20 protein-coding genes are annotated in these 25,511 nt (G+C 73.1%); 9 read left to right on the top strand and 11 right to left on the bottom strand.

What is annotated here, in order from left to right:
* Positions 1–152 precede the first annotated feature (152 nt).
* From msrA to ACO229_RS25450, 4 genes are all read left to right on the top strand, one after another.
* The gene (gene msrA, locus ACO229_RS25465; protein ID WP_397416987.1) at positions 153–839 is read left to right on the top strand and encodes a peptide-methionine (S)-S-oxide reductase MsrA; all 687 of its coding nucleotides are present in this window, start codon (positions 153–155) and stop codon (positions 837–839) included.
* A gap of 97 nt (positions 840–936) precedes the next feature.
* The gene (locus ACO229_RS25460) at positions 937–1,539 is read left to right on the top strand and encodes a pentapeptide repeat-containing protein (RefSeq protein ID WP_423463162.1); all 603 of its coding nucleotides are present in this window, start codon (positions 937–939) and stop codon (positions 1,537–1,539) included.
* 134 nt (positions 1,540–1,673) lie between these two features.
* Complete coding sequence (locus ACO229_RS25455; protein ID WP_423463161.1) at positions 1,674–4,238, top strand: glycoside hydrolase family 2 protein; 2,565 nt, start codon at positions 1,674–1,676, stop codon at positions 4,236–4,238.
* A 62-nt stretch (positions 4,239–4,300) separates the two neighbouring features.
* The gene (locus ACO229_RS25450) at positions 4,301–6,469 is read left to right on the top strand and encodes an alpha-galactosidase (RefSeq protein ID WP_423463160.1); all 2,169 of its coding nucleotides are present in this window, start codon (positions 4,301–4,303) and stop codon (positions 6,467–6,469) included.
* 128 nt (positions 6,470–6,597) lie between these two features.
* On the opposite strand, the gene ACO229_RS25445 is transcribed toward ACO229_RS25450, so the two are convergent.
* Entirely contained in the window at positions 6,598–7,257 is a 660-nt protein-coding gene (locus ACO229_RS25445) for a hypothetical protein (protein WP_423463159.1), read from the bottom strand.
* A gap of 136 nt (positions 7,258–7,393) precedes the next feature.
* Positions 7,394–8,434: a LysR family substrate-binding domain-containing protein gene (locus ACO229_RS25440; protein WP_423463158.1), complete on the bottom strand. Its 1,041-nt coding sequence runs from the start codon at positions 8,432–8,434 to the stop codon at positions 7,394–7,396.
* A 267-nt stretch (positions 8,435–8,701) separates the two neighbouring features.
* Here ACO229_RS25440 and ACO229_RS25435 point away from each other — a divergent pair, with 267 nt between their 5' ends.
* The 3 genes from ACO229_RS25435 (at position 8,702) to ACO229_RS25425 (ending at position 12,560) form a co-directional block, all read left to right on the top strand.
* On the top strand, positions 8,702–9,103 hold the full coding sequence (locus ACO229_RS25435; protein WP_397417001.1) for a DUF5997 family protein: 402 nt from the start codon (positions 8,702–8,704) through the stop codon (positions 9,101–9,103).
* Complete coding sequence (locus ACO229_RS25430) at positions 9,100–10,458, top strand: class I SAM-dependent methyltransferase (protein ID WP_423463157.1); 1,359 nt, start codon at positions 9,100–9,102, stop codon at positions 10,456–10,458. The genes ACO229_RS25435 and ACO229_RS25430 overlap by 4 nt, the downstream gene beginning before the upstream one ends.
* Positions 10,459–10,541: 83 nt before the next feature.
* Entirely contained in the window at positions 10,542–12,560 is a 2,019-nt protein-coding gene (locus ACO229_RS25425; RefSeq protein WP_423463156.1) for an adenylyl cyclase, read from the top strand.
* A gap of 72 nt (positions 12,561–12,632) precedes the next feature.
* Here the strand turns inward: ACO229_RS25425 and ACO229_RS25420 are convergent, their stop codons facing one another.
* Positions 12,633–13,034, bottom strand: a complete 402-nt coding sequence (locus ACO229_RS25420) for an FKBP-type peptidyl-prolyl cis-trans isomerase (protein ID WP_397417007.1) — start codon at positions 13,032–13,034, stop codon at positions 12,633–12,635.
* Positions 13,035–13,094: 60 nt separating this feature from the next.
* Complete coding sequence (locus tag ACO229_RS25415; RefSeq protein ID WP_397417009.1) at positions 13,095–14,006, bottom strand: LysR family transcriptional regulator; 912 nt, start codon at positions 14,004–14,006, stop codon at positions 13,095–13,097.
* A gap of 82 nt (positions 14,007–14,088) precedes the next feature.
* On the opposite strand from ACO229_RS25415, the gene ACO229_RS25410 reads away from it, so the two are divergent.
* Together ACO229_RS25410 and ACO229_RS25405 are read left to right on the top strand one after the other, a co-directional pair.
* Positions 14,089–15,048, top strand: coding sequence for a DMT family transporter (locus tag ACO229_RS25410; protein ID WP_423463155.1), 960 nt, complete (start codon positions 14,089–14,091; stop codon positions 15,046–15,048).
* A gap of 54 nt (positions 15,049–15,102) precedes the next feature.
* Positions 15,103–16,164 (top strand): LacI family DNA-binding transcriptional regulator, encoded by a 1,062-nt coding sequence (locus ACO229_RS25405; protein WP_423463154.1) that lies wholly within the window; start codon positions 15,103–15,105, stop codon positions 16,162–16,164.
* Positions 16,165–16,231: 67 nt separating this feature from the next.
* Here the strand turns inward: ACO229_RS25405 and ACO229_RS25400 are convergent, their stop codons facing one another.
* The 7 genes from ACO229_RS25400 to ACO229_RS25370 form a co-directional block, all read right to left on the bottom strand.
* On the bottom strand, positions 16,232–18,310 hold the full coding sequence (locus ACO229_RS25400; RefSeq protein ID WP_423463153.1) for an alpha-amylase family protein: 2,079 nt from the start codon (positions 18,308–18,310) through the stop codon (positions 16,232–16,234).
* Between the two features lie 5 nt (positions 18,311–18,315).
* On the bottom strand, positions 18,316–19,161 hold the full coding sequence (locus ACO229_RS25395; RefSeq protein WP_397417020.1) for a carbohydrate ABC transporter permease: 846 nt from the start codon (positions 19,159–19,161) through the stop codon (positions 18,316–18,318).
* Positions 19,161–20,132, bottom strand: a complete 972-nt coding sequence (locus ACO229_RS25390; protein ID WP_397430971.1) for a carbohydrate ABC transporter permease — start codon at positions 20,130–20,132, stop codon at positions 19,161–19,163. The genes ACO229_RS25395 and ACO229_RS25390 overlap by 1 nt, the downstream gene beginning before the upstream one ends.
* Positions 20,132–21,418, bottom strand: a complete 1,287-nt coding sequence (locus ACO229_RS25385; protein ID WP_397430750.1) for an ABC transporter substrate-binding protein — start codon at positions 21,416–21,418, stop codon at positions 20,132–20,134. The genes ACO229_RS25390 and ACO229_RS25385 overlap by 1 nt, the downstream gene beginning before the upstream one ends.
* 68 nt (positions 21,419–21,486) lie before the next feature.
* Positions 21,487–22,437 (bottom strand): D-2-hydroxyacid dehydrogenase, encoded by a 951-nt coding sequence (locus ACO229_RS25380; protein ID WP_423463152.1) that lies wholly within the window; start codon positions 22,435–22,437, stop codon positions 21,487–21,489.
* Positions 22,430–24,481 carry a beta-galactosidase trimerization domain-containing protein gene (locus tag ACO229_RS25375; RefSeq protein WP_423463151.1) on the bottom strand — a complete coding sequence of 684 codons (2,052 nt, stop codon included), beginning with the start codon at positions 24,479–24,481 and terminating at the stop codon, positions 22,430–22,432. Before ACO229_RS25375 ends, ACO229_RS25380 begins: the two co-directional genes overlap by 8 nt.
* Complete coding sequence (locus ACO229_RS25370) at positions 24,478–25,386, bottom strand: NAD(P)-dependent oxidoreductase (protein ID WP_423463150.1); 909 nt, start codon at positions 25,384–25,386, stop codon at positions 24,478–24,480. The genes ACO229_RS25375 and ACO229_RS25370 overlap by 4 nt, the downstream gene beginning before the upstream one ends.
* Between the last annotated feature and the right edge of the window lie 125 nt (positions 25,387–25,511).

Here is a 25,511-nt window from a genome sequence, read left to right as displayed (position 1 = left end):
GCGCAGCCGCCGGGGGCCAGCGGATCTGCCGACGGCAGACGCGCGGATGCGTCATGCTGACGTCAGGTTCGCCACGGAACACCGGTGCGGTGGTCCGTGTTGTGATGGACAAACGTGCTGCGCACGAATCAGACCCAAAGGATGTGTGTTCGATGACTTTCCTGAACTCCCTCTTCGGCCCCGGCTCCGGTTCGAGCAAGACCACGATGGTGGCCCCCGAGGACGCCCTGCCGGGCCGTTCCGCGCCGGTGCTGCAGGCCCCGCGCCCGCACACCGTGCTCGGGTCGTCGGTCACCGGTCCCTGGGCTCCCGGCACGCGCGTGCTCTACCTCGCGATGGGCTGCTTCTGGGGCGCCGAGGAGATCTACTGGCAGGTCCCCGGCGTGGTGAGCACCGCCGTCGGCTACATGGGCGGGACCACGCCCAACCCGACCTACGAGGAGGTCTGCACGGCACGGACCGGTCACACCGAGACCGCCCTGGTGGCGTACGACCCGACGAAGGTCAGCGAGGCCGAGCTGCTCAAGATCTTCTGGGAGCGGCACGACCCGACGCAGGGCTTCCGCCAGGGCAACGACGTGGGCACGCAGTACCGCTCGGCGATCTACTGGACCACGCCGGAGCAGGCCGAGGCCGCGCAGGAGACGGCGAAGCGCTACGCCGAGGTGCTGAGCGCCCAGGGGTACGACGCCATCACCACGGAGATCGCACCGGCCGCCGAGGCCGGCCCGTTCTACTACGCCGAGGACTACCACCAGCAGTACCTGTCCGACGCGAAGAACCCGAACGGCTACCGCTGCCACGCCACCACGGGTGTCCCGTTCCCGGACGCCGCCTGACCCGTCCGGCCCGCCCCGGGGGCGGCACCGTGGCCACGCATCCCGTCCGGGGTGCGTGGCCACGGCCGTGTCGGTGGCACGCCGTAGAGTCGCGGGCATGATGCGGTTGCCGGCCACCGAGATCACGGTCGCCCACGAGGACTGGTACGCCCGGGACCTCTCGGGCGAGGACCACATGGCCACGCTGTTCACGGACGTGGACCTGACGGAGGCCTCGGGCACCGGCGCCACGTTCGACTCCTGCGTGTTCCGCGGGGTGCGGTTCAACAGCGCCCACCTGACGGAGCTCGCGTTCACGTCGTGCGTCTTCGACGCGTGCGTGTTCTTCGACGCGACGCTGGAGCGGTGCAAGCTCGTGGGCTCGCAGTTCGCCCACTGCCGGTTCGACCTGCTCACGGTGGACGGCGGCAACTGGTCGTTCGTCAACCTGCACCGGGCCGCCCTGGCCGGCACCCGGTTCGACGGCGTCCGCCTGCGCGAGGCCGACCTGTCCGAGATCCAGGCCTCAGGTGCCCGCCTGACGGGCTGCGACCTGTCGGCTGCCGACCTGGACCGGGCGGACCTCACCAACGCCGACCTGCGCGGGAGCGATCTGTCGGCGCTCGACCCGCTGACCGCGACGCTCACCGGCGCGGTGGTGGGCGAGGCCCAGGCGATCCTGCTGGCCGAGGCGCTGGGCGTGGTCGTCCACCGGGACTGAGCCCGCGCAGGGCCGCGCGCCCGGGCCGCCCGAATCGATCCGTGGACCGGTTCGAGCCGGGCTGCGGCGCGGCCCTATGCTCGGTGCGCTCGCACACGGACCAGGCACCTGTTCTAGAGGGACGAGGATCGATGATGATCAGCCGCGAACTGACCGACTGGACCCTGACGGCCACCGACGGCCCCGTCCCCGAGAGCCTCGCGGGGGTCCGGGTCCCCGCCCGGGTCCCCGGGACCAACCACACCGCGCTCCTGGACCGCGGCCTGATCCCGGACCCGTACACGGGTACCCACGAGACCGACGTCGCCTGGATGAAACGCACCGCCTGGCGGTACGCGGCGGTCCTCGACGAGCCCGCCGCCGCGCCCGACGAGCGCGTCGACCTGCTCTTCGAGGGCATCGACACGGTCGCGGGCGTCACGCTGGACGGCACCCGGCTCGGCCGCACCGCGAACATGCACCGCTCCTACCGGTTCGACGTCCGGTCGCTGGTGGGCGCACCGGCGGAGCTGGTCGTGGACCTCGACTCCGCGCTCGCCACCGCCGAGGCCGAGGCCGAGCGCCTCGGCACCCGGCCCATGGCGTACGGCCAGCCCTTCAACATGGTCCGCAAGATGGCCTGCTCCTTCGGCTGGGACTGGGGCCCGGACCTGCAGACGGCGGGGCTGTGGAAGCCGGTGCGCGTGCAGCGCTGGCGCGTGGCCCGGCTGGCGCGGGTGACGCCGCTGGTCACCGTGGTGCCGGGCCACGTCGACCTGGCCGACGACGATCCGGTCGCCCCCGGCACGGAGGTCGCCGACGCGCAGGGCCGCCGCACCGGCGTCGTGGACGTGCGCGTGGAGGTCGAGCGGTCCGGCCTGTCCGACGCCGGGCCGCTGGTCCTGGACGTGTCCGTCGGCGACCGGGGTGTCACCACCCGCGTCCCGGCCGGCTGGCCCGGGGGCGTCCTCGACGTGCGCGTGCAGGTGCCCGACGTGGACCTGTGGTGGCCGACCGGGTACGGCGAGCAGCCCCTGTACCCGGTCGAGGTGACGCTCCACGAGGGTGACGGCCAGGACCGGTCCGACCCGCTGGACGCCTGGTCGGGCCGGGTCGGCTTCCGCAACGTCGTCGTGGACCGCACGCCCGACGAGCACGGCACCGGCTTCACCTTCGTGGTCAACGGCCGGCCCGTCTTCGCCCGCGGCGCCAACTGGATCCCGGACGACCACCTGCTGACCCGCATCACCCGCGAGCGCCTGGAGCAGCGCGTCGACCAGGCGCTCGGCGCGCACCTCAACCTGCTGCGGGTGTGGGGTGGTGGCATCTACGAGTCCGACGACTTCTACGACGTCTGCGACGAGAAGGGCGTCCTGGTGTGGCAGGACATCCTGCTGGCCTGCGCCGCCTATCCCGAGGAGGAGCCGCACCGCTCCGAGTTCGAGGCCGAGCTGCGTGAGAACGCCGCCCGGCTGGCACCGCACCCGTCGCTCGTGCTGTGGAACGGGGGCAACGAGAACATCTGGGGTCACGAGGACTGGGGCTGGAAGGAGCGGCTGGGCGACCTGACCTGGGGCGCCGGCTACTACTACGACGTGTTCCCGCGGGTGCTGGCGGAGGTCGACCCGACCCGCCCCTACGCGGACGGCTCGCCCTACTCCCCCGGCGCCGGACCCGACCGGGTGCACCCGAACGACCCGGACCACGGCACGCACCACCAGTGGGACGTCTGGAACCGGATCGACTACACGCACTACCGCGACGACGTGCCGCGGTTCTGCTCGGAGTTCGGCTTCCAGGGCCCGGCCACGTGGGCGACCCTGCGCCGGGCCGTCCTTCCTGACAGCGCTGACGTGCCCGAGGGGTTCAAGGAGTCCGAGGTCTTCGGTCTGCACCAGAAGGCGATCGACGGCAACGGCAAGCTCGACCGCGGCCTCGTGCGGCACCTGCGCGTACCGGACGACTTCACGGACTGGCACTGGGCCATGCAGCTCAACCAGGCCCGCGCGGTCCGGTACGCCGTGGAGCACTACCGGTCGTGGTGGCCGCGCACAGCCGGCGCGATCGTCTGGCAGCTCAACGACTGCTGGCCGGTGACGTCCTGGGCCGCCGTCGACGGCGACGGCCGGCGCAAGCCGCTCTGGTACGCCATGCGGCACGCGTTCGCCGACCGGCTCGTCACCGTCCAGCCGCGCGGCGCCGAGCTGGTCGCGGCGCTCGTCAACGACACGGACGAGCCGTGGACCGGGCGGGCCGACGCCGTCCGGACCGATCTCGGCGGCACGGTGCTGGCGTCGTCGGGCAGCACGGTCACCGTGGCACCGCGCTCGGTGACCCTGGTGCCGCTGTCCGGTGAGGTGACCGCCGTCGGCGACCCCTCGAGCGAGGTGCTGGTGGTGACGTTCGACGGCGCACGCGGGCTGCACCGCTGGGCCGAGAGCCGGGACCTCGCGCTCGACCCGGACCCGCTGCGGACCGCCGTGACCGCCCAGGACGACGGCTACCGGGTCGAGGTGACGGCGACGTCGCTCGCACTGGGCGTGACGCTGCTGGTGGACCGGCTCGACCCGGACGCGCAGGTCGACGCCCAGGTGGTCGACCTCCCGGCGGGCGCGACGGCGGTGTTCCACGTGACCGGCGCGGGCCTCGACCCGGAGGCGCTGGTCGCCCGGCCGGTGCTGCGCACGGAGAACGACCTGGTCCGCGCGGCGGGCCAGTGACCGACCGGACCGATGTCAGAGGCCACGCATACGGTGTGGTCCAGGGGGCGAGAGGACGACACATGAACAGCCATACCGAGGGCTCCAGCTGGTCCGTGCTGCGACGCGACGGTGTCGCCGTCGTGCTGGCACATCCGGACGGGGGTCTGCCGCTGGTGCTCCACTGGGGTGCCGACCTGGGCGACCTGTCACCCGCCGACCTGCTGGCGCTCGACGCCGCGACCAGCCGCCAGACCGCGCCCGGCACGCTCGACGCCGCCTGGCGGCCCTCCCTGCTTCCCCAGGAGGCCGACGGCTGGGCGGGCCGCCCGGGCCTGCTCGCCGTGTCCGACGGCGTGCCGCTCTTTCCTCGCTGGACGGTCTCGGAGGCGGAGCGGGACACGGCGCGGCTGTCCGTCACCGCCCGCGACACGACTCTCGGGCTCACGCTGCGGTCGGTCCTGGAGATCGGCACGGGCGGCCTCGTGCTGCTGCACCACGAGCTCACCAACGACGGCTCCGCACCGGTGGACGTGCACTGGCTCGAGGCCACCCTGCCCGTGCCCCGGAGCGCGGACCACCTCACGCAGTTCAGCGGCCGGTGGTCCCGCGAGAAGGTGCCGGTCACCACGGCGATGCCCGGCGGCAGCACCGCGCGCCAGACCCGGCGCGGCCGGTCGGGCCACGACGCGCCCTGGGTGACCGTCGCCTCGGCAGGCGCGCCCCGCAACAGGACGGGCGAGGCCTGGGCCACCCACCTGGGCTGGAGCGCCGACGTGACCCACCGCGTCGACCACCTCACCGAGCACACCACCCTCCTGGGCGCGGGCGAGCTGGTGCGGCCGGGCGAGATCCGGCTCGCGCCCGGCGAGGTCTACCGCGCGCCCGTGGCGTACTTCGCGTGGTCGCCGGCGGGCCTGGACGGGGTCTCCGACCGCTTCCACACCTGGCTGCGAGCCCGCCCGCAGCACGTGACCAGCCCACGCCCGCTCGTGCTGAACACCTGGGAGGCGGTCTACTTCGACCACTCGCCGAGCAAGCTCGAGCGCCTCGCGCGACGCGCCGCAGCGGTCGGGGTGGAACGCTTCGTGCTCGACGACGGCTGGTTCCACTCCCGGCGGGACGACACGGCAGGGCTGGGCGACTGGGTGGTGGACCACGACGTGTGGCCCGACGGCCTGGACCCTCTCGCCGACCTGGTGCACGAGCTCGGCATGCAGTTCGGGCTCTGGTTCGAGCCCGAGATGGTCAACCTCGACTCCGACCTGGCCCGAGCGCACCCGGACTGGATCCTGTCCAACCCGGCCGCGGTGCCCTCGCCGGACGGGCTCTCGTTCCGTACGCAGTACGTGCTCGACCTGGCGAACCCCGACGCCTGGGAGCACCTGCGCTCGCAGATCTCGGCGCTCGTGACGCAGCTCGGCATCGACTTCATCAAGTGGGACCACAACCGTGACCTCACGGAGCCGGTGCACCGCGGTCCCGACGGCACGCCGCGCCCCGGCACCCACGTGCAGACCCGGGCCGCGTACGCCCTCATCGCGCGGCTCAAGGCGGACCACCCCGGCCTGGAGATCGAGTCGTGCTCGTCGGGCGGCGCCCGGACCGACCTCGGGATCCTGGAGTTCACCGACCGCGTGTGGGCGTCGGACTCCAACGACCCCCTGGAGCGGCAGGACATCCAGCGATGGACGTCGCTCGTGCTGCCGCCCGAGCTGATCGGGGCACACGTGGGGCCGTCACCGACCCACTCGTCGGGGCGCACCACCGACCTCTCGTACCGGGTGGCCACCGCGCTGCAGGGGCACGCCGGCTTCGAATGGGACCTGCTGACCTGCACCGACGACGAGCTGGTGGCCGTGGCGGCCTACGCGGCGCTCTACAAGGAGCTGCGCTCGCTCGTGCACACGGGAACCGTCGTGCACGCCGACACGGTGGACCCGGCGCTGCGCGTCACGGGCTTCGTGGCGCCGGACCGGACGGCCGGCGTCTGGACCGTCGCGACCGTCGCGTCACCCCAGGACGCGCTCACCGAACGCCTGCGCCTGGACGGGCTCGACCCCGCCCGGCGGTACAGCGTGCGGGTCCGTGACGAGGTGGGCTCCGCGAGGTGGCTGGGCGGGATCACCCCGGGCTGGCTCGGCAAGGAGGCCGTGGACGTGCCCGGTTCGGTGCTCACCGGCGTCGGGCTGCAGCTCCCGACGCTCTGGCCCATGCAGGCGCTGGTCATCCAGGCGACGGCTCTGCCGTAGCAGCGCGCCCGGGCGGCTCCTGGGGACAGGATCCCCGGGAACGCGAGAGCGGGCGCCCGGGCCGGCACCACCGTGCGAGGTGGTCCGTCCCGGGCGCCCGCTCGTCACGTGCGGTCGCGCGGCTGGGATCAGCTCCCGAGCACGCCCTTGCGGCGCAGCACGATGAGCGTCACACCGCCGCCCACGAGGGCGAGCGCGATCAGGGTGACACCGATGGCGGTGCTGGCACCCGTGGCCGCGAGCTCCTCCGGCGCGTCACCGGCGGGAGCGGTCGAGGCGTCGTCCGAGGCGTCGCCGCCCGGCAGGACGGTGGCGTCGGTGGGCTCGGTGCCCGGCTCGGTCGGCTCGTCCGTCGGGACGGTGGGCTCCGGCGAGGGCTCCTCGCCCGGCGTGCTCGGCGTCGGCGTCGGCGTCTCGCTCGACGTGGGAGCCGGGGCGTAGAAGACGGTGTAGTGGCTGATGCCCTTGCCCGACTCGGGCTCGATGGTCACCTCGGTGACGGGCGGGTTCAGGTCGACGCGCTCGACACCAGCATCACTGCTGTCGGCGCCCGCCTTGACGCAGTAGCCGGTGATGACCATGCCGTCTGGGGCCTTCACGACGACGGAGGTCTGCTCACCATCGAGCTCAACCTTGCCTTCCTCCGGGCAGGTCTCCTGGCCGTTGCCGTGGTTACCGGTGATTGCGACGGGAGCACCCGCGATCGGCGCGGCGAACGCGGCAGCCGGGGCGCCGACGAGGCCGGCGACGAGGAGTGCGGACGCTCCCAAGACGGTGATCTTGCGCACTGGGCGCTCCTTACGAAACGGGGGTTCGGGCGCGCACCCGACGTCGGGTGCGACCCCCGGATCGTAGCGACAATGGCGCAGATCGCCAATATCCGCTTATCTCCGCAAAATACCTTACAACGCCTTTCCTCGCACCTTACCGCCCTTTGCCCTTTTTCTTTCCCTTGGGCGTCGAGCGCACGCCCTTTCCCCGTTGCACACCGCCGCGTCCCCCGGCGCCGGCCCCGCCTCGGCCTGGAACAGACCGACCCTGACGCCCGGAGGCGGCTCCCTTCGCGGATTTCTTCACCCCGGACCGCGCATTCTTCGCCGTGGTCCCACCCGCTTCGGCATCCTGCGCCGCCCGCGAGGCCGGACCGCCGCGCCCACGGGAGCTGTTCACCGTGCGGCCCCGGACGATGCCGATGAGCTCCTCCACCAGCTCGGTGGTCCGCTCCGCGGGCCAGACCAGCCCGACCGGTGCGGCAGGGCCGTCGGACAGCACGCGATAGGTCACGTCCTTGCGGCGGTGCAGCCGCGCGAGCGACATGGGCAGCACCGCGACGCCGACGTTCGCCGCGACGGTGGCCACGACCTCGGCGGTGGTCGGCACCCGGTCCAGCGGGTTGCCCTCCGGGTCCGCGGGGACGACCCCGGGCACCGGGTGCGCGGCGAACAGGACGTCGTCGCCGGGCACCCAGACCGGGTCCTCGGCGATGTCCGCGCTGGAGACCACCTCGTCGTCGGCGAGCGCCGCGAGAAGGTGATCACGCGAGAAGCACACCACCGGCGTCTCCTCGTAGAGCGGGATCGCCGAGAACACCTCCTTGTCCACGGGCAGTCGCCCGAGCGCGGCGTCGGCCACCCCGGACTCCAGTGCGGCGGGGACCCCAGCCGCCTCGACCTGCACGAGCTCCAGCTCGACGTCGGGCAGGCGCTCGCGCCACACGCTCGCCCACTTCCCCGGCGTCGCGCCCGGCACGTAGGCGAGCCGGAAGCGGGGCCCGCCGGACGCGGCGACGCCGTCAGGCCCGTCACCGCCGGGCTCTGCCACGCCCGGCTCCGCCACACCCGGCTCGAGACCGTCCTGTCCCACGCCGTCCGGCTCGCCGGCCTCCGGTCCCCCGGTGCCCGCCGCCACCGCGTCCGGGCCGACGGCGGGGGCGGGCGGTTCGGCGTCGTGCTGCGGCTCGTTCACGGACCCAGGCTACGGGCCCGGCGATCTTCCCGGCGGCCTGGCGGCCCCGGCAGCTGCCGCCCCGCGCGCGGCGCGGCAGCCGCCGCCCCGCGCGCGGCGGTGCCCGACACCACGACCCGCGGCCCGACCCACGCCGCGCCCGCTCCCGCACCCACCCCCGCAGAACGCCCTCCGCAGCCCGCGCCCCCGCACTCCCCACCTCAGGGAGCGGCAAGGATCACGCCCGCCATGGAGGGCGCGGGCGGCGCACGCCGATACCCTGGGAACATGAGCTCCTCCTTCGCCTCGCAGCGGTTCAAGCCGTCCAACGCCGCCAAGCGTCTCGGCGTGTATCTGCCCGCCACGCCGCAGGAGTTCCAGGACACCCCGCTCACCCGTGCGGAGCTCGAGGAGCTGGAGACGAACCCGCCCGAGTGGCTGTCCGACCTGCGACGCAACGGACCGCACCCGCGACCCGTCGTGGCGGGCCGGCTCGGCATCTCGATCGCGGGCCTGGCCCGCGGCGGTGTCACGGAGCCGCTCACCACCGAGCAGATCAACGAGCTGCGCGAGGACCCGCCGGAGTGGCTCGTCCGCGAGCGCGAGGTCGCCGCGCAGGTGCGCGCCGAGGAGGAGCGCCTGGAGGAGGCCCGCAAGGCGGCGGAGAAGAAGGCCCGTCCCGCGCGGTGAGCCCCGAGGCCGAGGCCGTCCTCGCGCAGCTGCGCCCGTACCCCGAGGACGGCACCCGTGCCGACGGCCCGGTGGCCGTCGACGCGACGGACCGGCTCCTGCTCGACGAGGCCGCCGGTCCGATCAGCGCCGGGACGGACCGTGTGGTGGTGATCGGGGACCGGTTCGGCGCCCTGAGCCTGGGCTGCCTGGCGCTGGGTGCCCGGCAGGTCGACGTGCAGACGGACGCGATCACCGCCGAGGCCGCGCTCGACGCCAACAGCCGGAGGGTGAACCGCACCCTCTGGGACGGGCACGTCGCGAACACGGCCGACCCGCACGACCCGGCCCCGCTGGGGATGACGGTGCACGACGCGCTGGCACCGGGGCTGCTCCGAGGCGCCCGGCTCGTGCTGCTCCAGCTTCCCCCGTCGCTGGCCGAGCTGACCGAGGTCGCCGAGTACGTGGCCCGGTACGCCGACTCGTCGGTGACGCTGCTCGCGGGTGGCCGGGTCAAGCACATGACGCACGCGATGAACGACGTGCTCGGCGCGTCGTTCGAGCAGGTCGGCGCGTCACTCGCCCGGCAGAAGTCGCGGCTGCTGATCGCCCGCGGACCACGGACCGCCGGCGGCCCGCTCACCTACCCCGTCACGGCCCGGATCGACGACCGCGAGGTGCTGCACGCCGCCACGCCACGCAGCGCCGCCGGCGGCCGGACCGGTCCGGCGGCACTCACCGTCGTCGCGCACGGTGCCGCCTTCGCGGGCGCGGGTCTGGACCTGGGCACCCGGTTCCTCCTGGCACAGGCCGACCGCTGGCCGGACCTGCCGAGCACCGGGACCGACGCCGCACCTGCCCGGCACCACCCGCCCGGTCTTCTCCGGGAACCGGCGTCCTACCAGGTGCCGGACGACCGGCCCGTCGCCGTCGACCTGGGATGCGGCACCGGCATCCTCGCCACGGTGCTGGCGCTGCGCTTCCGGGGCAGCCATGTGATCGCCACCGACCGCAGCGCGGCGGCCTGCGCCTCCGCGCGCGCGACGCTCGCCGCGAACGGCGTCCGGGCCGCAGTGCTGCGGGACGACGCCGGCTCCGAGCTCCCCGACGCCTGCGCGGACCTGGTGCTGCTCAACCCGCCGTTCCACGACCGGGCCGCGCTGAGCACCGACGCCGCGCACCGCATGTTCGCCACGGCGGGCCGCATCCTGCGGGACGGGGGCGAGCTGTGGACCGTCTTCAACACGCCGCTGCGGTACCGGGGTGCCCTGGAGCGCGCCGTCGGGCCGACGGAGCACATCGCCCAGAACCGCAAGTTCACCGTGACCCGGAGTGTGCGGAAACTACTTACTGATCTGTCAGTAATCGACGGTTAGCCTGGCGGGGCGCCCGCCTGGGCGCATCCGCACGGCAGCATGCCCGGCCTGCGCCGGCCTGCCCCGAGCCGAAGGACCTGTCGATGAGGACACTCCCCACCACCCTGCGCGGCGCCGCCGTCGCGGCGGTCGCCGTATCGCTCGCGGCGGGAGCCGCAGTGACGGCGCTCCCAGCCACCGCGACGCCCGCCGCCGACGGGCAGGGCAAGGCCCTCGCCCCGGCCTCCGCGACAAAGGACACCGCGACGGCCCGCACGGCGCCGGAGGCCCAGGGCGCGCAGCACGGCCGGCACAAGCCGAAGCACAAGCCGAAGAAGGCGGCCGCCGATCCGGACTTCGGCCCCAACGTCACGTTCATCGACCCGAGCTGGTCCACCGACCGCATCAACGAGTTCCTCGACTCGGTGAACGACGAGGCGGAGTTCAGCCTCGACCGGCACCAGGTGTTCTTCGAGCCCGGCACGTACGGCAGCGCCGCCGGGCAGGACGACCCGGCCACGGCCACCGGCATCGTGAACGCCCAGGTGGGCTACTACGAGTCGATCGCAGGACTGGGCGCGCAGCCTGACGACGTCCACATCAACGGCGCGCTGCACGTGGAACCCGTGGTCGGCTGCCCCAACGAGCCCTGGGCATGCGCCGACCCCGGATCGCTGACCCGCTTCTGGCGGTCGATCTCCAACATGGGGATCAACCCGATCCAGCGCCCCGTCGGCGAGGACGCGGCGCTGCCGTTCCCCGCGGGCGTGACCGAGCCGCACCAGATGCGGTTCGCCGTCTCCCAGGCAGCGCCCATGCGCCGCATGGACATCCAGGGCGACCTGACGATCTTCGGCCGGTACGGCGAGTTCGCCTCGGGCGGCTACCTGGCCAACTCGCGGGTCTCCGGCACCATCGTCTCCGGCTCGCAGCAGCAGTGGTTCACCCGCAACTCCGAGGTCGGCGCCTGGGACGGCGGCGTGTGGAACATGGTCTTCGCCGGGGTGCAGGGCGCGCCGGCCACCAACTTCGGCCAGCCCGTGGGCGACAACGTCGGCGTGACGACGACCATCGGCTCCACACCGGTCAGCCGCGAGGCCCCGTTCCTGTACCGGGGCGACGACGGCGAGCTGTCGGTGTTCGTGCCGAACGCGAAGACCAACAGCAGCGGGACCGACTGGTCCACGGGGCCGGACGCCGGCCGGTCGATCGGGATCTCCGACTTCTACGTCGCCAAGGCGGGCACCGACGACGCCGCGTCGATCAACGCGGCGCTGGCCGGTGGCAAGAACCTCGTCCTGACGCCGGGCGTGTACGAGCTGGACGCGCCCCTGACCATCGACCGCGCCGACACCGTCGTGCTCGGCCTGGGCTACGCCTCGCTCACCCCGACCGCCGGCAACGCCGTCGTCGAGATCGGCGACGTGGCGGGCGTCAAGATCGCCGGCATCACGGCCGACGCCAACGTGCCCGAGTCCCAGAAGCTCATCCAGGTGGGCCCGCAGGGTGCCACCGTCTCCGACGCCGCCGACCCGACCACGCTGACCGACGTCTTCGTCCGCGTGGGCGGCCCCTGGGCGGGCAAGGCCGTCACCTCCATCGAGGTGAACAGCCCCGACACGCTCCTGGACCACATCTGGGCCTGGCGCGGCGACCACGGCAACGGCATCGGGTGGGACGTCAACACCGGCGCCCACGGCGTCGTCGTCAACGGTGACCGGGTCACCGCGACGGGCCTGTTCGTCGAGCACTACCAGGAGGAGCAGACGATCTGGAACGGTGAGGACGGGCAGACGATCTTCTACCAGAACGAGATCCCGTACGACGTGCCGAACCAGGGGGCGTGGATGGACGGCGACCGCCTCGGCTACGCCGCCTACCGGGTCGCCGACGACGTGCAGAACCACACCGCGACCGGCACCGGCACGTACTCGTTCTTCAACCAGGGCCAGGACATCCGCCTGGAGTCCGGCATCCAGGCGCCGAGCGCGCCGGGCGTCTCGTTCCGGTCGATGACCGCCATCTTCCTCAACGGCTCGGGCGGTATCAACCACGTCATCAACGACACGGGCGCCCCGGTCCAGCAGGGCACGCAGCGCTCCCAGGTGGTCACCTACCCGTAGAAACGGTTGAGTGCGGGATCTTCGCCCGTCTGGCACACGGAGAAGGGCGAAGATCCCGCACTCAACGAGGGGTCACTTGACCGCGACGACGTCCACCACGAAGACCAGGGTGTCCGTGCCGCCGATGCCCGCCTGCGGGACGCCGCGGGAGCCGTAGCCGTGCTCCGGCGGGATCGAGAGCAGCAGGCGCGAGCCGACGTTCTGGCCGACCATGCCCTTGTCCCAGCCGCCGATGACGGCGCCGACGCCGATCGGGAAGTCGATGGTGGTGCCGCGGTCGTACGAGTTGTCGAAGACGTGGCCGCCCCAGGTCTGGCCCAGGTAGTTCACCACGATGGTGCGCCCGGACTCGACGACCGGACCGTTGCCCTCGGAGAGCACCTTGACCTGCAGGCCGGCGGGTGCGTCACCCTCGGGGAAGGTCAGCTCCGGCTTGTCGCCGAAGCTGCCGGAGGCGGTAGGAAGCGTGGTCACGAGGATTGCCTCTCGCTCGGGGGACGCCGGGGTGCTCCCCGGCGCCGGTACCCGCCCACCCTATGCGGCCACCACGGCTGCCCGCGAAGCGACGGCGGCCTGCCGCAACGCCTCCAGCGCGGCGACGGCCGGCGGGGTGTGCGCGACGGCGTCCTGCACCACCGCGTAGATCGAACGCACCGGCGTGGGGCGCACCACCGGCACCGCGACCGTGCCGGCCGGCAGCTGGGCGGCACCCAGCTCGGGGAGCACCGTCAGGCCGATCCCTGCCTCGACGAACGCCACCGCCGTCGGGTAGTCGTGCGCCTCGACGTGGAAGGTGGGGCTGAAGCCCGCGGCGGTGCATGCCTCCAGGAGGTTGCGGCGGCACCACCCGCGCGCGAAGTCGTTGTCGACCCACGACTCGTCCGCGAGCTCGGCCAGCTCGATCTCGTCCCGGCCGGCCAGCGGGTGGTTCCGTGAGAGCACGGCCACGTACGAGTCGTCGAGCAGGTGGTGCGCGGTGAAGCCGCTCCCGGCCTCGAACCCGGTCTGCGCGACCGCGACCTGGAGGTCGGCCCGGTCCTCGGTCTTGTCCGGGATGTGCTCGGCCAGCTCCAGGTCCAGGCGTACCCCGGGGAACCTCGTGGTGAGCACGCGGACGACGTCGGGCAGCCACGCCGAGCCCACCGACGCGAAGTAGGCGACCGACAGCGAGCCGGTGCGGCCGGCGCGCAGGTCGGCGATCATCGACTCGGCCTCGCCGAGCCGTTCGAGCACGCCGTCCGCCTGCGCGGCCAGGGCGTGCCCCGCGGCGGTCGGGCGGATGCCGCGACCGTGCCGGGCCAGGAGCTTGAGCCCCGTCTCCCGCTGGAGCGCGGACACGTGCTGGCTGACGGCGGACGGCGTGTAGCCGAGGTTGGCCGCCGCCGCGCCGATCGAGCCCGAGGCGACGACGGAGCGGAAGACACGAAGACGGTGGACGTCGAGCATGGCCCCACACTACAGCGAGACTGAATCCAGATGAAGGAAGAATCGCTGGTGCTTCACAGTGCTGTGGGGCGACCATCGCAGCATGACGAATACCACGGCCGACCGCCGCCGGACGCAGCCCGTCGACCCGGGCACCCTGGCCGACATGACCAGTACCGCCGTGGCCGGCCGGCCGGCCGCCCGGGCACTCCTCGTGCCGGCGGCCGCCGCCGTGACGGTGGTGCTCTGGGGCTCGGCCTTCATCGGCATCCGCGCCGCCGGGTTCGACTACTCACCGGGCGCCCTGGCCCTCGGCCGGATCCTCGTGGGCACCCTCGCCCTGACCGTCATGGCAGGCCTGGCGGGCAAGCTCCGGCTGCCGCGCGGCCGGACGCTGGCCGGCGTCCTGGTCTGGGGCGTGCTCTGGTTCGGGCTCTACAACCTCGCCCTCAACGCCGCCGAGCGCACGCTCGACGCCGGCACGGCCTCTCTCCTGGTCGGGCTCGCGCCGATCCTCATCGCGGTGTTCGCCGGGTTCACCCTCGGCGAGGGCTTCCCCGCACGGCTCCTGGCGGGCATCGGCATCGCGTTCGTGGGTGTGGCGGGCATCGCGCTGGCCACGTCCGGCGGGGCCTCGGACGGCGTGAGCGTCGCGCTCGGCCTGGCCGCCGCCCTCGTCTACGCCGGGAGCACCATCCTGCAGAAGCGCCTGCTGCCCCGCGTCGACTCGCTGACCATGACGTGGCTGGGCTGCCTCGCGGGAACGGTCGCGTGCCTGCCCTTCGCGCCGGCGCTGCTGGACGAGCTCGCGGCGGCCCCGGCGTCGGCCACCCTGAGCGTGGTGTACCTGGGCGTCTTCCCCACCGCGGTCGCCTTCGCGACCTGGGGCTACGCCCTCACGCGGACGACGGCGGGCCGGCTCGGTGCCGCGACGTACGCGGCCGCGCCGCTGGCCGTGCTCATGTCCTGGGCCCTGCTGGGCGAGGTGCCCGCCCCGGTCGCCCTGGCGGGCGGCGCGCTGTGCCTGACCGGTGTGCTGGTGGCGACCCTGCGGCTGCGGTGAGGGCCGGTGGTGCACCGATAAACCACGTAGGATTGCGCTCGAGATGAGCGCCCCATGACCACACCCAGAACGCCGCAGAAGCCCCGGGGCAGCGGCCGTCCGACCATCAGCGACGTCGCCGCGCTCGCCGGGGTCTCCCCGGGCGCGGTCTCGAAGGTGTTCAACGGCACGGGGCGCATCTCGGAGGCCACCGCGGAGCGCATCCGGGAGGCCGCACGCAAGCTCAACTGGCGCCCCAACGCGGCGGCCATCGCCCTGCGGACGGCCCGCGCGCAGGCGATCGGCCTGGTGCTGAGCAGCGACTCGAAGGTACCCGGTGTCGGCGCGGGGAACATGGACTTCATCTCGGGCATCGAGTCGGTGCTCACCCCGCGCGAGTACGGCCTGCTGCTGAACGTCTTCATCGCCGGCCAGCACGACGAGGGCCACTTCTACCGGACGCTCGCCGAGCGGCAGCGGATGGACGGGATCATCCTGACCAACTCCATGGTCGGCGACACCCGCCCCGAGCTGATGGCCCGGCTCGGCCTGCCGGCCGTGCTGGTCGGCGCGCCCTGGAAGCCCGGCGCCATCGAGTACGTGGACGCCGACCCGCCGAGCGCGGGCATCGCCGAGACCGTCGACCACCTGGTGGGGCTGGGCCACGAGCGCATCGCGTACATCAGCGGGCCCAAGGACTTCGTGCTGCCGGTGCTGCGCCGCGAGGCGTTCGTGCAGCGGCTGGCCGAGCACGGGCGGCAGCCGCACGCCGTCGTCGCCCTCGAGTACTCCCCCGCCCGCGCCGCCGAGGAGACCACGGCGCTGCTGGCGGGCGTCGTCCGGCCGACAGCCATCCTGTACGGCACCGACACCATGGCGATCGCCGGGATGCGCACCATCCAGGCCGCCGGCCTGCGCGTGCCCGACGACATCTCGGTGGTCGGCTTCGAGGGCCTGACGCTGGGCGAGTGGGTGGACCCGCCGCTGACGACGGTCCAGCGGTTCGCCTTCCAGCGCGGGCGGGCCGCGGCGGCGAAGGTGCTCACCCTCCTGGGCGAGACGGTCGAGGAGCCGGTGCCGCTGGAGCGCCCGGCGCTGGTGGTCCGCGGCTCGACAGCTCCCCCGCCCGGGACATGACCATGCGTCTGCTGCCAGGAGGGTGCGGTTCCTGGCAGCAGACGCATGGTCGTCCGGTGGGTCGCGCCTACCAGGTCAGGCGGAGCGCGGCCAGCTCGTGGACCGGGGGCAGGCGGACCTCGAGGCGCGACCCGGAACGGCTCGCGTCGGCCTCCCGCCACTGCTCGCCCTCCAGCGTCCGAACGGTGACCTTCCCTGCCGGCCCCGCAGGCAGCGACCCGTCCGCGAGCGCCGCGACCCGGTCGAGGTCGACGGCCAGCCGGACGCCGTCGAGCGGGGAGACCCGCCGGCGCTGGCCGCGCATCATCATCGGGTCGGTCAGGTTGGCGGCGAGCACGGTGAACGACCGGTCGCCGGCCCACGTGGCGACGTCGAGCACGCCCGGGCCGCGCACCTCGACCGCCGCACCGCCGCCCAGGCCGCGGCGCACCGCATTGCCGAGCAGGGTCAGGTGGTCGGCCTGGAGCGCCTGCCAGTACAGCTCGGTGGCGTTGAACCCGATCACGTCGACCCGGCCCGCGCCGAGGCGGGCACCGAACACGGCCGGCTCCGTGGGCTCCGAGCGCGGGTAGACCTCCTCCATGGGCAGGTCGGGGTGGTCCGGCACGAACCGCCAGGACACGTCGGACGTCCTGTCGAGCACGCCGAACCGCACCAGCCGCGTGCCGCCCACGATCCGCTGCGCGTCCCCGAACCCTTCCTGGAGCGTTCCGCCCGGCTCCCGCCGCACGTAGTTGTTGCGCACGATGCCCTCGCGCCGCTCGGCGACCTCGACGCCCAGCAGCTCGGTCACGAGGGCCTGCCGCCCGACGACGTCGGGCCCGCCGCCCGTGAGCAGCAGCGACCCGCCGGCCTCGACGAACACCCGAAGGGCGTCCGCCGCCTCGGGCTCGATCGACGGCACCTCGGGCACCACGACGAGCCGGACCCCGGGCCGGGTCAGCGCGGTCAGCGACCCCGGGCCGACGTACTCGAACGGCACGCCCAGCTCGACCAGCGCCTGGTAGACCCCGGACGCCGCGTCGCGCACCCGCCGTGTCGCGGTGTGCTCGTCGGCGTCCCACACGAGCGTCTCGGCGGCGGGCCGCTCGTCCTCGCGCACGTCGGCCACCGCCCGGTGCAGCCCGAACGCCCGCTCGACGGCGGGGATCCAGCGCGGGTCGTGGATCCGGGCGGCGAACTTGGTGAACCACGGGAACGCCCCGTGCACGAACCCGTCGACGATCCACCCCGTGGTCTCGACCGCGGCGTTGACCGAGTCCTTCCAGCGGAAGTCGTGCAGCTCCGGGCCCACGGACGTGATGAGCCCGACCGGTTTGCCGGGGTGCAGCGCGCGCACGCGCTTCGCGTCCCGGCCCGCGGCCCACAGGGCCTCGCCGTCGCCCCGCGCCTGGTGGTCCACCAGCAGGAACGGCACGGAGCGCGCGACGCGCGGCTCCAGGTCGGCGGCGGTGAACGACCCGAGGTTGGGCACGAAGCGCACCTCCGGTGCCACCTCCTGCACGGCCTTGTCCCAGTGCGCCACGAGGTCGCTGAGCCGGGAGCGCCGCCACGCCCGGTACGTCGCCCACGCCTCGCCGCCGGCCGGATCGGCCGCCCGCGGCAGGTCGCGGCCGGTCGTGGCCCGGTACTCCCGCGCCGTGGACTCGGTGTACCCGGGCCCGTGCCCCTGCCACCGGTTCGCGAACAGGGCGTCGACGTCGTAGTCCCGCGCGATCTCCCGCAGCACCTCGGTCGTCAGCTCCCAGCTGTAGCCGCCGAACGCGTCGGTGAGGTAGATGCCGGGCATCGCCCAGTGCTCCAGGAGCTCGCCGTCCTCGGTCCGGGCGATCCACTCGGGCCGCTGGTCGACGACGTCCTGGTGCACCGCGTGCGGGTCGACCCGGGCCATGACGGCCATCCCGCGCGAGCGGGCCAGGTCCACCACCTCGCCGAGCAGGTCCCGGTCGCCGAGGTGCACGCTGCGGTGGTGCAGGCCGACCTTGGTCGGGTAGTAGGCGACGTAGCCGCCGGCGCTGATGCACACCGCCGTCGACGCCGTGCGGTCCATGACGTCGGCCCATGCGTCGAGGTCGAAGTCGAGCGGGTCGTTCTCCACGAAGGTGAGCTGGGTCCAGCGGAGCTCGCCGTCCAGTCGTGTGCGCACTGCCGTCATTTGATTCCCGTCGTCGCGATGCCCTTGATGATGTAGCGCTGAGCGAAGATGAAGAACAGGACGATCGGCACCAGCGAGACGAGCGACATCGCGAACATCGTGCCGATGCCGCTCTGCGTCTCGGTGTCGACCAGCGACTTCAGCGCCACCGGGACCGTGTACAGCTCGGTCCGGGTCAGGTACAGCAGCGGGCCGAAGTAGTCGTTCCACGTCCAGATGAAGGTGAAGATCGTCGTGGTGATCAGCGCGGGCTGCATCAGCGGCAGGATCACCGACCAGAAGATGCGGAAGGGCCCGGCGCCGTCGATCATCGCCGCCTGGTCCAGCTCGCGGGGCAGGGCCCGGATGAACTGCACCATGAGGAAGATGAACACCGCGTCGGTGGCCAGGAACTTGGGCAGCAGCAACGGGATGTAGGTGTTGATCCAGCCCAGCTCGGCGAACAGGATGTACTGCGGGATCACGAGCACGTGGAACGGCAGCATGATCGTCATCAGCGTGAGCGCCAGGTAGACCTTGTTCATGCGGAAGTTCAGCCGGGCCAGCGCGTAGGCCGTGAGCGAGCAGGAGAACAGGTTGCCGAGCACGGACCCGATGCCGATGAGCAGCGAGTTGCCCAGGAACAGCGAGAACGGGGAGCCGAGCGCGTTCCACCCGGCGCCGTAGTTGTCGAGCGTGATCTCGGTGGGGATCAGCCCGGTCTGCGACAGGATGAGGTTGCTCGGCTTGAACGAGCTCACGACCATCCACAGCAGCGGGTAGATCATGAGCAGCACGAACACCACGAGTACGGCGTGCCGCACCAGGCGGCTCGCGGTCGAGGTTCGGACGGTGGCAGCCATCATTCGTCTCCGTAGTAGACCCAGCGCCGCGACACGATGAAGTTCGCGGCGGTGGCGGCGGCGATGACCAGGAGCAGCACCCACGCCATCGCGGACGCGTACCCCATGTCGAAGTTCACGAAGCCGCGCTGGTAGATGTAGAGCGTGTAGAAGAGCGTCGAGTCGAGCGGGCCGCCGCTGCCGCCGCTGACCACGTGCGCCTGCGTGAAGGCCTGGAACGCGCCGATCATCTGCAGGATGAGGTTCAGGAAGATGATCGGGGTGAGCAGCGGGATGGTGATCGACCAGAACCGCCGCACGCGGCCGGCGCCGTCGATCATCGAGGCCTCGTAGAGCTCCTCGGGGATCTGCCGCAGGCCCGCCAGGAAGATGACCATCGGGGAGCCGAAGGTCCACACGTTGAGCACCACCAGGGTGGACAACGCCAGCGACGGGTCCTGCAACCAGGAGCCGAGCTCGATGCCGAACCAGCCCAGGACCTGGTTGACCAGGCCGTTCTCCCCGAAGATCTGCCGCCACAGGATCGCGATCGCTACGCTGCCGCCGAGCAGGGACGGCAGGTAGAACGCGCTGCGGTAGAGCGACAGACCGCGCAGCCCCTTGTCGAGCACGACCGCCAGGAACAGCGCGAACCCGAGCTGCAGGGGCACCGACACCAGCACGTACACGAGCGTCACGCGGACGGCGGCCCAGAACCGCTCGTCGCCCGCCATGCGCACGAAGTTGTCCAGGCCGATGAACTGCGGCGCGGTCAGCAGGTCGTAGTCCGTGAACGCCAGCACGGCGGAGGCGATGAGCGGGCCCGCGGTGACCCCGATCATGCCGATCATCCAGGGCAGCAGGAAGATGTGCGCCACCAGTCCCTGGCCGCGCCGGACGCCCGTGGGCTTGGCCCCGGCGCGCCGCGTCCCGGCGGCGCCGGGCGCTCCTCGCGCCCGGCGCCCGGTGTCCTTCGTCGTCGTGACGGTCATCATGCGCCCGCGATCTCGCCCTCGACGGCCTCGACGAAGGCCGCCGCGGCATCGGGGACCGTCGTCTGGCCCAGCGTCACCTTCTCGAGCTCGCGGATCATCAGGTCGCGCCAGCTCCCCGACCCGGCGGGGGCCTCGAAGCGCGGGCGCTGCTCCGTCCCGGCGATCTCGCGGGTGATGGCGATGACCTTCTGCTCGTCGGGCGTCGCGTCGGGCTCGTACTGGTCGAGCAGGTCCGCGTTCGGCGGAGCCCCGGACGACAGGCCGACCAGGCTGAGCAGCTCGGGCGAGTTGAGGTTGAAGCTCATCAGCGCCGCGGCCGCCTCGACCCGGTCGTCCGGCACGCCGGAGTACATCGCGAACCGGCTGTAGTAGGTGAAGTGGTAGCCGGCCGCGGCGTCCTCGGCCGCCGGCACGTCGCGCTGGTCGAAGGTGTAGTCGGGGAAGGCCTGGGCCTCGTCCACGATGTGGTTCGAGTTGGCGAAGGTGAGCAGCACCTTCTCGCCCACCTGGGACCACGACGGCTCGATGCCGTCCTGCTCGCTCACGCTCGTGGTCGCACCGGCGAGCCGCAGCTTCTCCCACCAGTCGATCCAGGCGGCCACGCCGTCCACGCTGGCCCCGAGCCTGCCGTCCTCGGTCCACAGGTCCTCGCCGCGCTGCCGCAGGAACGACTCGAACGGCATGTCGTGGTACGGGCCGTAGGTGGTGCCCTTGCGGCCACCCGCGTTGTCCTTCGCGTAGTCCACGAGGAACTCGGCGAGGTTGTCCCAGGTGAGCTGGTCGGGCAGCGTCACGCCGTCCTCGTCGAGGAACGTGGTGTTGTAGCGCACCACCGGGCTGAAGATCGACTTGGGCAGCGTGTTCAGCTCGCCGCCCAGCCGGAACGTCTCCACCTGGTCGGCGCCGAACGCGCTCAGGTCCAGGCCGTCGATGCCGTCGAGGTTCCGGTACAGCCCCGCGTCACGGTAGGTCAGCACGGCGGGCGACGGGATCCAGAAGACGTCGGGCACGTCGCGCGCCGCCATCTGGGTGGTCATGCGCTCCTGGTAGGCGTCGTAGTCGCCGAACTCCGGGGCGACCTTGATGTCCGGGTGCTCGGCGGTGAACGCGTCCAGGGCCTTCAGGTAGGCCTGCTGGCGGTCGGCGCCGCCCCACCAGGCGAAGCGGACGGAGCCGTTCCCGCCGGAACCGGAGGGGCCGCAGCCCACGAGCGACATGGCGGCGAGCGAGAGCGCCCCCACTCCGGTCCAGGTCAGGAACGACCGTCGGGTGAGATCTGACATGGTGTCCTTCTTTCGGGTACGTCGTTGTACGGATTACTGCGGCGTCGCAGGGGGCGCGATGCCAGGTGTCAGGGCAGGCGCCCGACGTCGACGACGTTGCGCAGCGGGCGCCGCGCGAGCCATCGGTCCAGGTTGTCGAGGAAGATCGCCGTGCCGCGGTCCGCGGTGGAGGGCGTCGTCGCCCCGTTGTGCGGGGTGATGATCGTGCGGGGCAGGTCCCACAGCGGGGAGTCGGGGGGCAGGGGCTCCGTGGCGTGCGCGTCCAGGCCCGCCCCGGCGATGACGCCGTCGCGCAGGGCCGTGACCAGGTCGGGCTCACGCACGATCCCGCCGCGCGAGACGACCACGAGGTGCCCCTCGGACCCCAGCGCGCGCAGGGTCCCCAGGCCGATCGCCCCGGACGTCTCCGCGGTGAGGGGCGCGGCCACGACGAGGAAGTCGCTCACGGCCGCCAGCTCGTCCACGGCGTCCGGGGGCAGCATGCGGTCCACGGGGTCGTCGGGTCCGGCGGGCCGACGGCGCAGCCCCACCACGTCCATGCCGAAGGCCCGGGCCCGCACCGCGAGCTCGCGCCCGACGTTGCCGTACCCGTAGACGCCGACCGTGCGGCCGTGCAGCTCGTCGTGCGTGAACCGGTCCCAGCGGTGCTCCCGCTGCGCCTCCGCCCAGCGCGGGGCCTGGCGGCCCAGCATCATCATGAGCATCAGCGCCTGCTCGGCCAGCGGGACGGCACCGTTGCCGGCCGAGGACGTGACGGTCACGGCGTCGTCCGGCGCCGTCGCGCGGCCGCGCAGCGCGGGCCCGACGTCGCCCTCCACGCCGGCCGCCCACGAGTGCACCCACGCCAGGTGCGGCATGCGGGCGACCTCCGCGTCGGTGAGCCGCCCGGTCGCGACGGTCGCGGCGGACAGCGCGTCGGCGTCGTCCGGCGCGGCCACGACGACGCCGGGGTGCGCCGCACGCACCGCCGCCACGACCCGGTCGCGCTGGCCGCCCCGGACGACGATCACGTCAGCCACGTGCGCCACCCCCGTCCTCGACCACGACCACCTCGAGCTCGGCCACCGTAGCGAGGCGCACGACCAGGTCGTCGCCGTCGTCCACGACCGTGGCCGTGCCCGCGAGCACCCGCGCGGGCCGCCCGGCCAGGCCCGTCAGCCGCAGCACGGCGCCGTGCACCGGGACGGCCGGACCGTAGCCGTTGTCGCGCCGGCCCGAGTGGTTGAGCAGGTGCACGACCAGCCCGGCGGCCGACCGGCCGACGACCACCTCGATCTGCTCGGGCCCCTCCAGCACGACCGGCCGGTCCCCGAGCTGCTCGGTGACGAGGTCGACCACGAGGTCGCGCAGCACGGTGAGCCCGGTGTCCCGGTAGGCCGTGCCGGCCACCCAGGGGAGCTGGACCACCGTGCCGGCCCCATGGCCGCGGACCCCGCCGACGCCTTCGTGGCCCGGCACGTGGCCGTACGCCTTCTCCGGCGGGCCGTACGGGGCGCTCTCCACGAGGCGGTGCCGCGGTGCGGCGTCCGCCCGCCAGGCCAGCCGGTGGTGACGGCCGTGCCGGGGTGCGACGCGCGTGCCCTCGACGGCGGCGGCCGCCGCGTCCGGTTCGAGCTGGACGTAGCTGGACTTCAGGACGTCCCGGTCGGCGTCCACCCCGGTCACCCGCAGGCCCGGGAACCAGTCGAGCACCGAGCCGTCGGGGGCGATGCCGCTGCGCCCGGTGGCCACCACGCAGCCGCCCGCCCGGACGTACCCGTCCAGCGCCTCGGCGGCGCCGGCCGGCAGGGACGGCAGGTCGGGCAGCACGAGCACCCGGAACCGGTCGAGCGACAGGCTCTCCAGGGCGGCCAGGGGCACGACGTCGAACGGCACGTGCCGCTCGACCAGCGCCGTCAGCACGCCCCGGTGCTCGGCGACGCCGGTGCCGAACCGGCCGTCGTCGTCCAGCGGGTCGGGGCGGACCAGACCCACCTCGGCGGCGGGCGCCAGCCCCGTGTACACGTCGCGGTGGTCGCGGTGGAACCGGGTGACCGTGGCCGCGGCCTCCAGCCCGTCGTAGGCGATCTGGCCGGTCGGGCCCATGATGTAGGTCGACGGGTTGGCGCCGCGCGCGACGGCCTGGGCGAGGTACTGGCCCAGCATCTCGGGCTGCTCGCCGGCGAGCCGGTAGGGCATGTCCCAGAACGCGACGGCGTTGACCATGACCGGCTTGCCGGGCTGCGCCGAGCGCAGGGCGCTGACTGCCTCCCCCGTCGCGTACGGCCACAGCGTGCGCCCGATCGCGTTGTTCGCCTCGTGGAACAGCACGTCGGCGGCGGTGCCGAGGATCAGCGCGGCGTCGGGCCGGCGGGCGGCGATGTGCGCCCGGACCCGGGCGGTGAGCGCGTCGATGGTCGCGGCGGCGTAGCCGCGCCACTCGCGGTAGTGCTCGTCGCCCGCGCGGTCGGGCAGGCGGTCCAGCCCGGTGTGCGCGCGGAATCCGGCCACGCAGGCGGCGCAGTGGCAGACGCCGTGCACGCGGCCCGCGTAGTCGACCTCGTTGAACCCGAACCAGTTGAAGAAGAACCCGTCCACCTCGTAGCGGTCGAGCACCTCGTCGAGCACGTCGAAGATCTGCCGCTGGTAGTACCCGGCGCTGGGGCACACGCTGACCAGCCCCTCGAACTCCTGGCGCTCGCCCGTGGGCGAGACGTAGAGCCACTCCGGGTGGGCGTCGGCGATCGCGGGCGCGACCTTGGAGAAGTCCATCCGGGCGAGCAGGCGCACGCCCCGCCGCCGCGCGGCGGCCAGGGCGTCACTGACCAGGTCGCCGCCGGGCCGCTGCGCCAGGTGCGGGTTGCGCGTCTGCACGTCGAGCCCGGTCGGGTAGTGCGAGAGGATGCCGCCCACGTTGAGCAGCCAGACGTTCGCGCCGTGCCCCTGGACCGCGTCGAGGGTGCGCTCCACGTCGAGCCCGGCGTCGATCTCGCGCAGGTTCGTCTGGAACACCTGGAAGGGCTCGTGCCACCACCCGGCCCGGACCTGCTCCTGCGTGCCCGTGGTCTGTGTGGTCAGGCTCATCGCGTCACCGCCCCCGGTGTCGTGCTCGGTGTCGTCCCGTTGAGCTCGCGGGCGAGCGCCACGAGAGCGGAGTGGTCGAGCCCGCCGTCCCCCCGCTGCACCAGGGACTGGACGAGCCGGCCGACCAGGCCCGTGACGGGCAGGACGGCGCCGCGCGCCCGGGCGGCACCCTCCACGATGCCGAGGTCCTTGTGGTGCAGGTCGAGGCGGAACCCCGGTGCGAAGTCGCCGGCGAGCACGCCGTCGGCCTTGCGGTCGATGACGGTGCTGCCCCCGAGGCCGCGTGCGATGACCGAGAGCCCGGTGGCGACGTCGGCGTCGTGGGCCTCCAGGAAGACGACCGCCTCGGCGAGCGCCTGCAGGTGGGTGGCCACCACGAGCTGGTTGGCGGCCTTGACGACCTGCCCGGCGCCGGCGTCACCGACGCGCACGACGGTGGTGCCCATGGCGCCGAGCAGGTCGCGCCAGCGCTCGACCGTGTCCGCCGGCCCGCCGACCATGATGGACAGGGCACCCTCGCGGGCACCGGCCTCGCCGCCGGACACGGGTGCGTCGAGCACGTCGTGCCCCGCGGCCGTGAACCGCTCGGCGATCTCCCGGGCGCCCGCGGGCTCGATGGTGCTCATGTCGATGTAGGCGCCCTGCGGTGCGAGGTGGTCGAGCACGCCGTCGGGGCCGAGGGCCACGGCCCGCACGTCCGGGGTGTCGGGCAGCATGGTGATCACCACGTCCGCCCCCCGGACCGCCTCGGCGACCCCGCCGACGACGGGTACCCCCAGCTCCGCGGCCCGCTCCCGGCCTGCGGCACCGCGGCTGAACGCCCGCACCTCATGGCCGGCACGCACCAGGTTCGCCGCCATCGGACGCCCCATCACACCGAGCCCGACAAAGCCCACGACTGCCATACGACCGAACTCCTTCGTTCGATGATCCATCGATTGATCACGTCTGCGCGTCCAGTGAATCAGGACTGGCCTGACGAAGGGTATTTCGATATACCTGTCTCGGTCAATGCCGACGATCGGAGTAC

Origin of the sequence: Promicromonospora sp. MS192 (genome assembly GCF_049532985.1) — a bacterium.
GTDB lineage: Bacteria > Actinomycetota > Actinomycetes > Actinomycetales > Cellulomonadaceae > Promicromonospora.
Note: the sequence above shows the minus strand (reverse complement) of the source record. Positions and strands in the feature narration are given on the sequence as shown.

What these genes read in the sequence shown, in the direction of transcription:
- msrA (WP_397416987.1), top strand. Translation starts at nt 153, where the DNA reads ATGACTTTCCTGAACTCCCTCTTCGGCCCCGGCTCCGGTTCGAGCAAG.
- ACO229_RS25460 (WP_423463162.1), top strand. Translation starts at nt 937, where the DNA reads ATGATGCGGTTGCCGGCCACCGAGATCACGGTCGCCCACGAGGACTGG.
- ACO229_RS25455 (WP_423463161.1), top strand. Translation starts at nt 1,674, where the DNA reads ATGATCAGCCGCGAACTGACCGACTGGACCCTGACGGCCACCGACGGC.
- ACO229_RS25450 (WP_423463160.1), top strand. Translation starts at nt 4,301, where the DNA reads ATGAACAGCCATACCGAGGGCTCCAGCTGGTCCGTGCTGCGACGCGAC.
- ACO229_RS25435 (WP_397417001.1), top strand. Translation starts at nt 8,702, where the DNA reads ATGAGCTCCTCCTTCGCCTCGCAGCGGTTCAAGCCGTCCAACGCCGCC.
- ACO229_RS25425 (WP_423463156.1), top strand. Translation starts at nt 10,542, where the DNA reads ATGAGGACACTCCCCACCACCCTGCGCGGCGCCGCCGTCGCGGCGGTC.
- ACO229_RS25415 (WP_397417009.1), bottom strand. Translation starts at nt 14,006, where the DNA reads ATGCTCGACGTCCACCGTCTTCGTGTCTTCCGCTCCGTCGTCGCCTCG.
- ACO229_RS25410 (WP_423463155.1), top strand. Translation starts at nt 14,089, where the DNA reads ATGACGAATACCACGGCCGACCGCCGCCGGACGCAGCCCGTCGACCCG.
- ACO229_RS25405 (WP_423463154.1), top strand. Translation starts at nt 15,103, where the DNA reads ATGACCACACCCAGAACGCCGCAGAAGCCCCGGGGCAGCGGCCGTCCG.
- ACO229_RS25395 (WP_397417020.1), bottom strand. Translation starts at nt 19,161, where the DNA reads ATGGCTGCCACCGTCCGAACCTCGACCGCGAGCCGCCTGGTGCGGCAC.
- ACO229_RS25390 (WP_397430971.1), bottom strand. Translation starts at nt 20,132, where the DNA reads ATGACCGTCACGACGACGAAGGACACCGGGCGCCGGGCGCGAGGAGCG.
- ACO229_RS25385 (WP_397430750.1), bottom strand. Translation starts at nt 21,418, where the DNA reads ATGTCAGATCTCACCCGACGGTCGTTCCTGACCTGGACCGGAGTGGGG.
- ACO229_RS25375 (WP_423463151.1), bottom strand. Translation starts at nt 24,481, where the DNA reads ATGAGCCTGACCACACAGACCACGGGCACGCAGGAGCAGGTCCGGGCC.
- ACO229_RS25370 (WP_423463150.1), bottom strand. Translation starts at nt 25,386, where the DNA reads ATGGCAGTCGTGGGCTTTGTCGGGCTCGGTGTGATGGGGCGTCCGATG.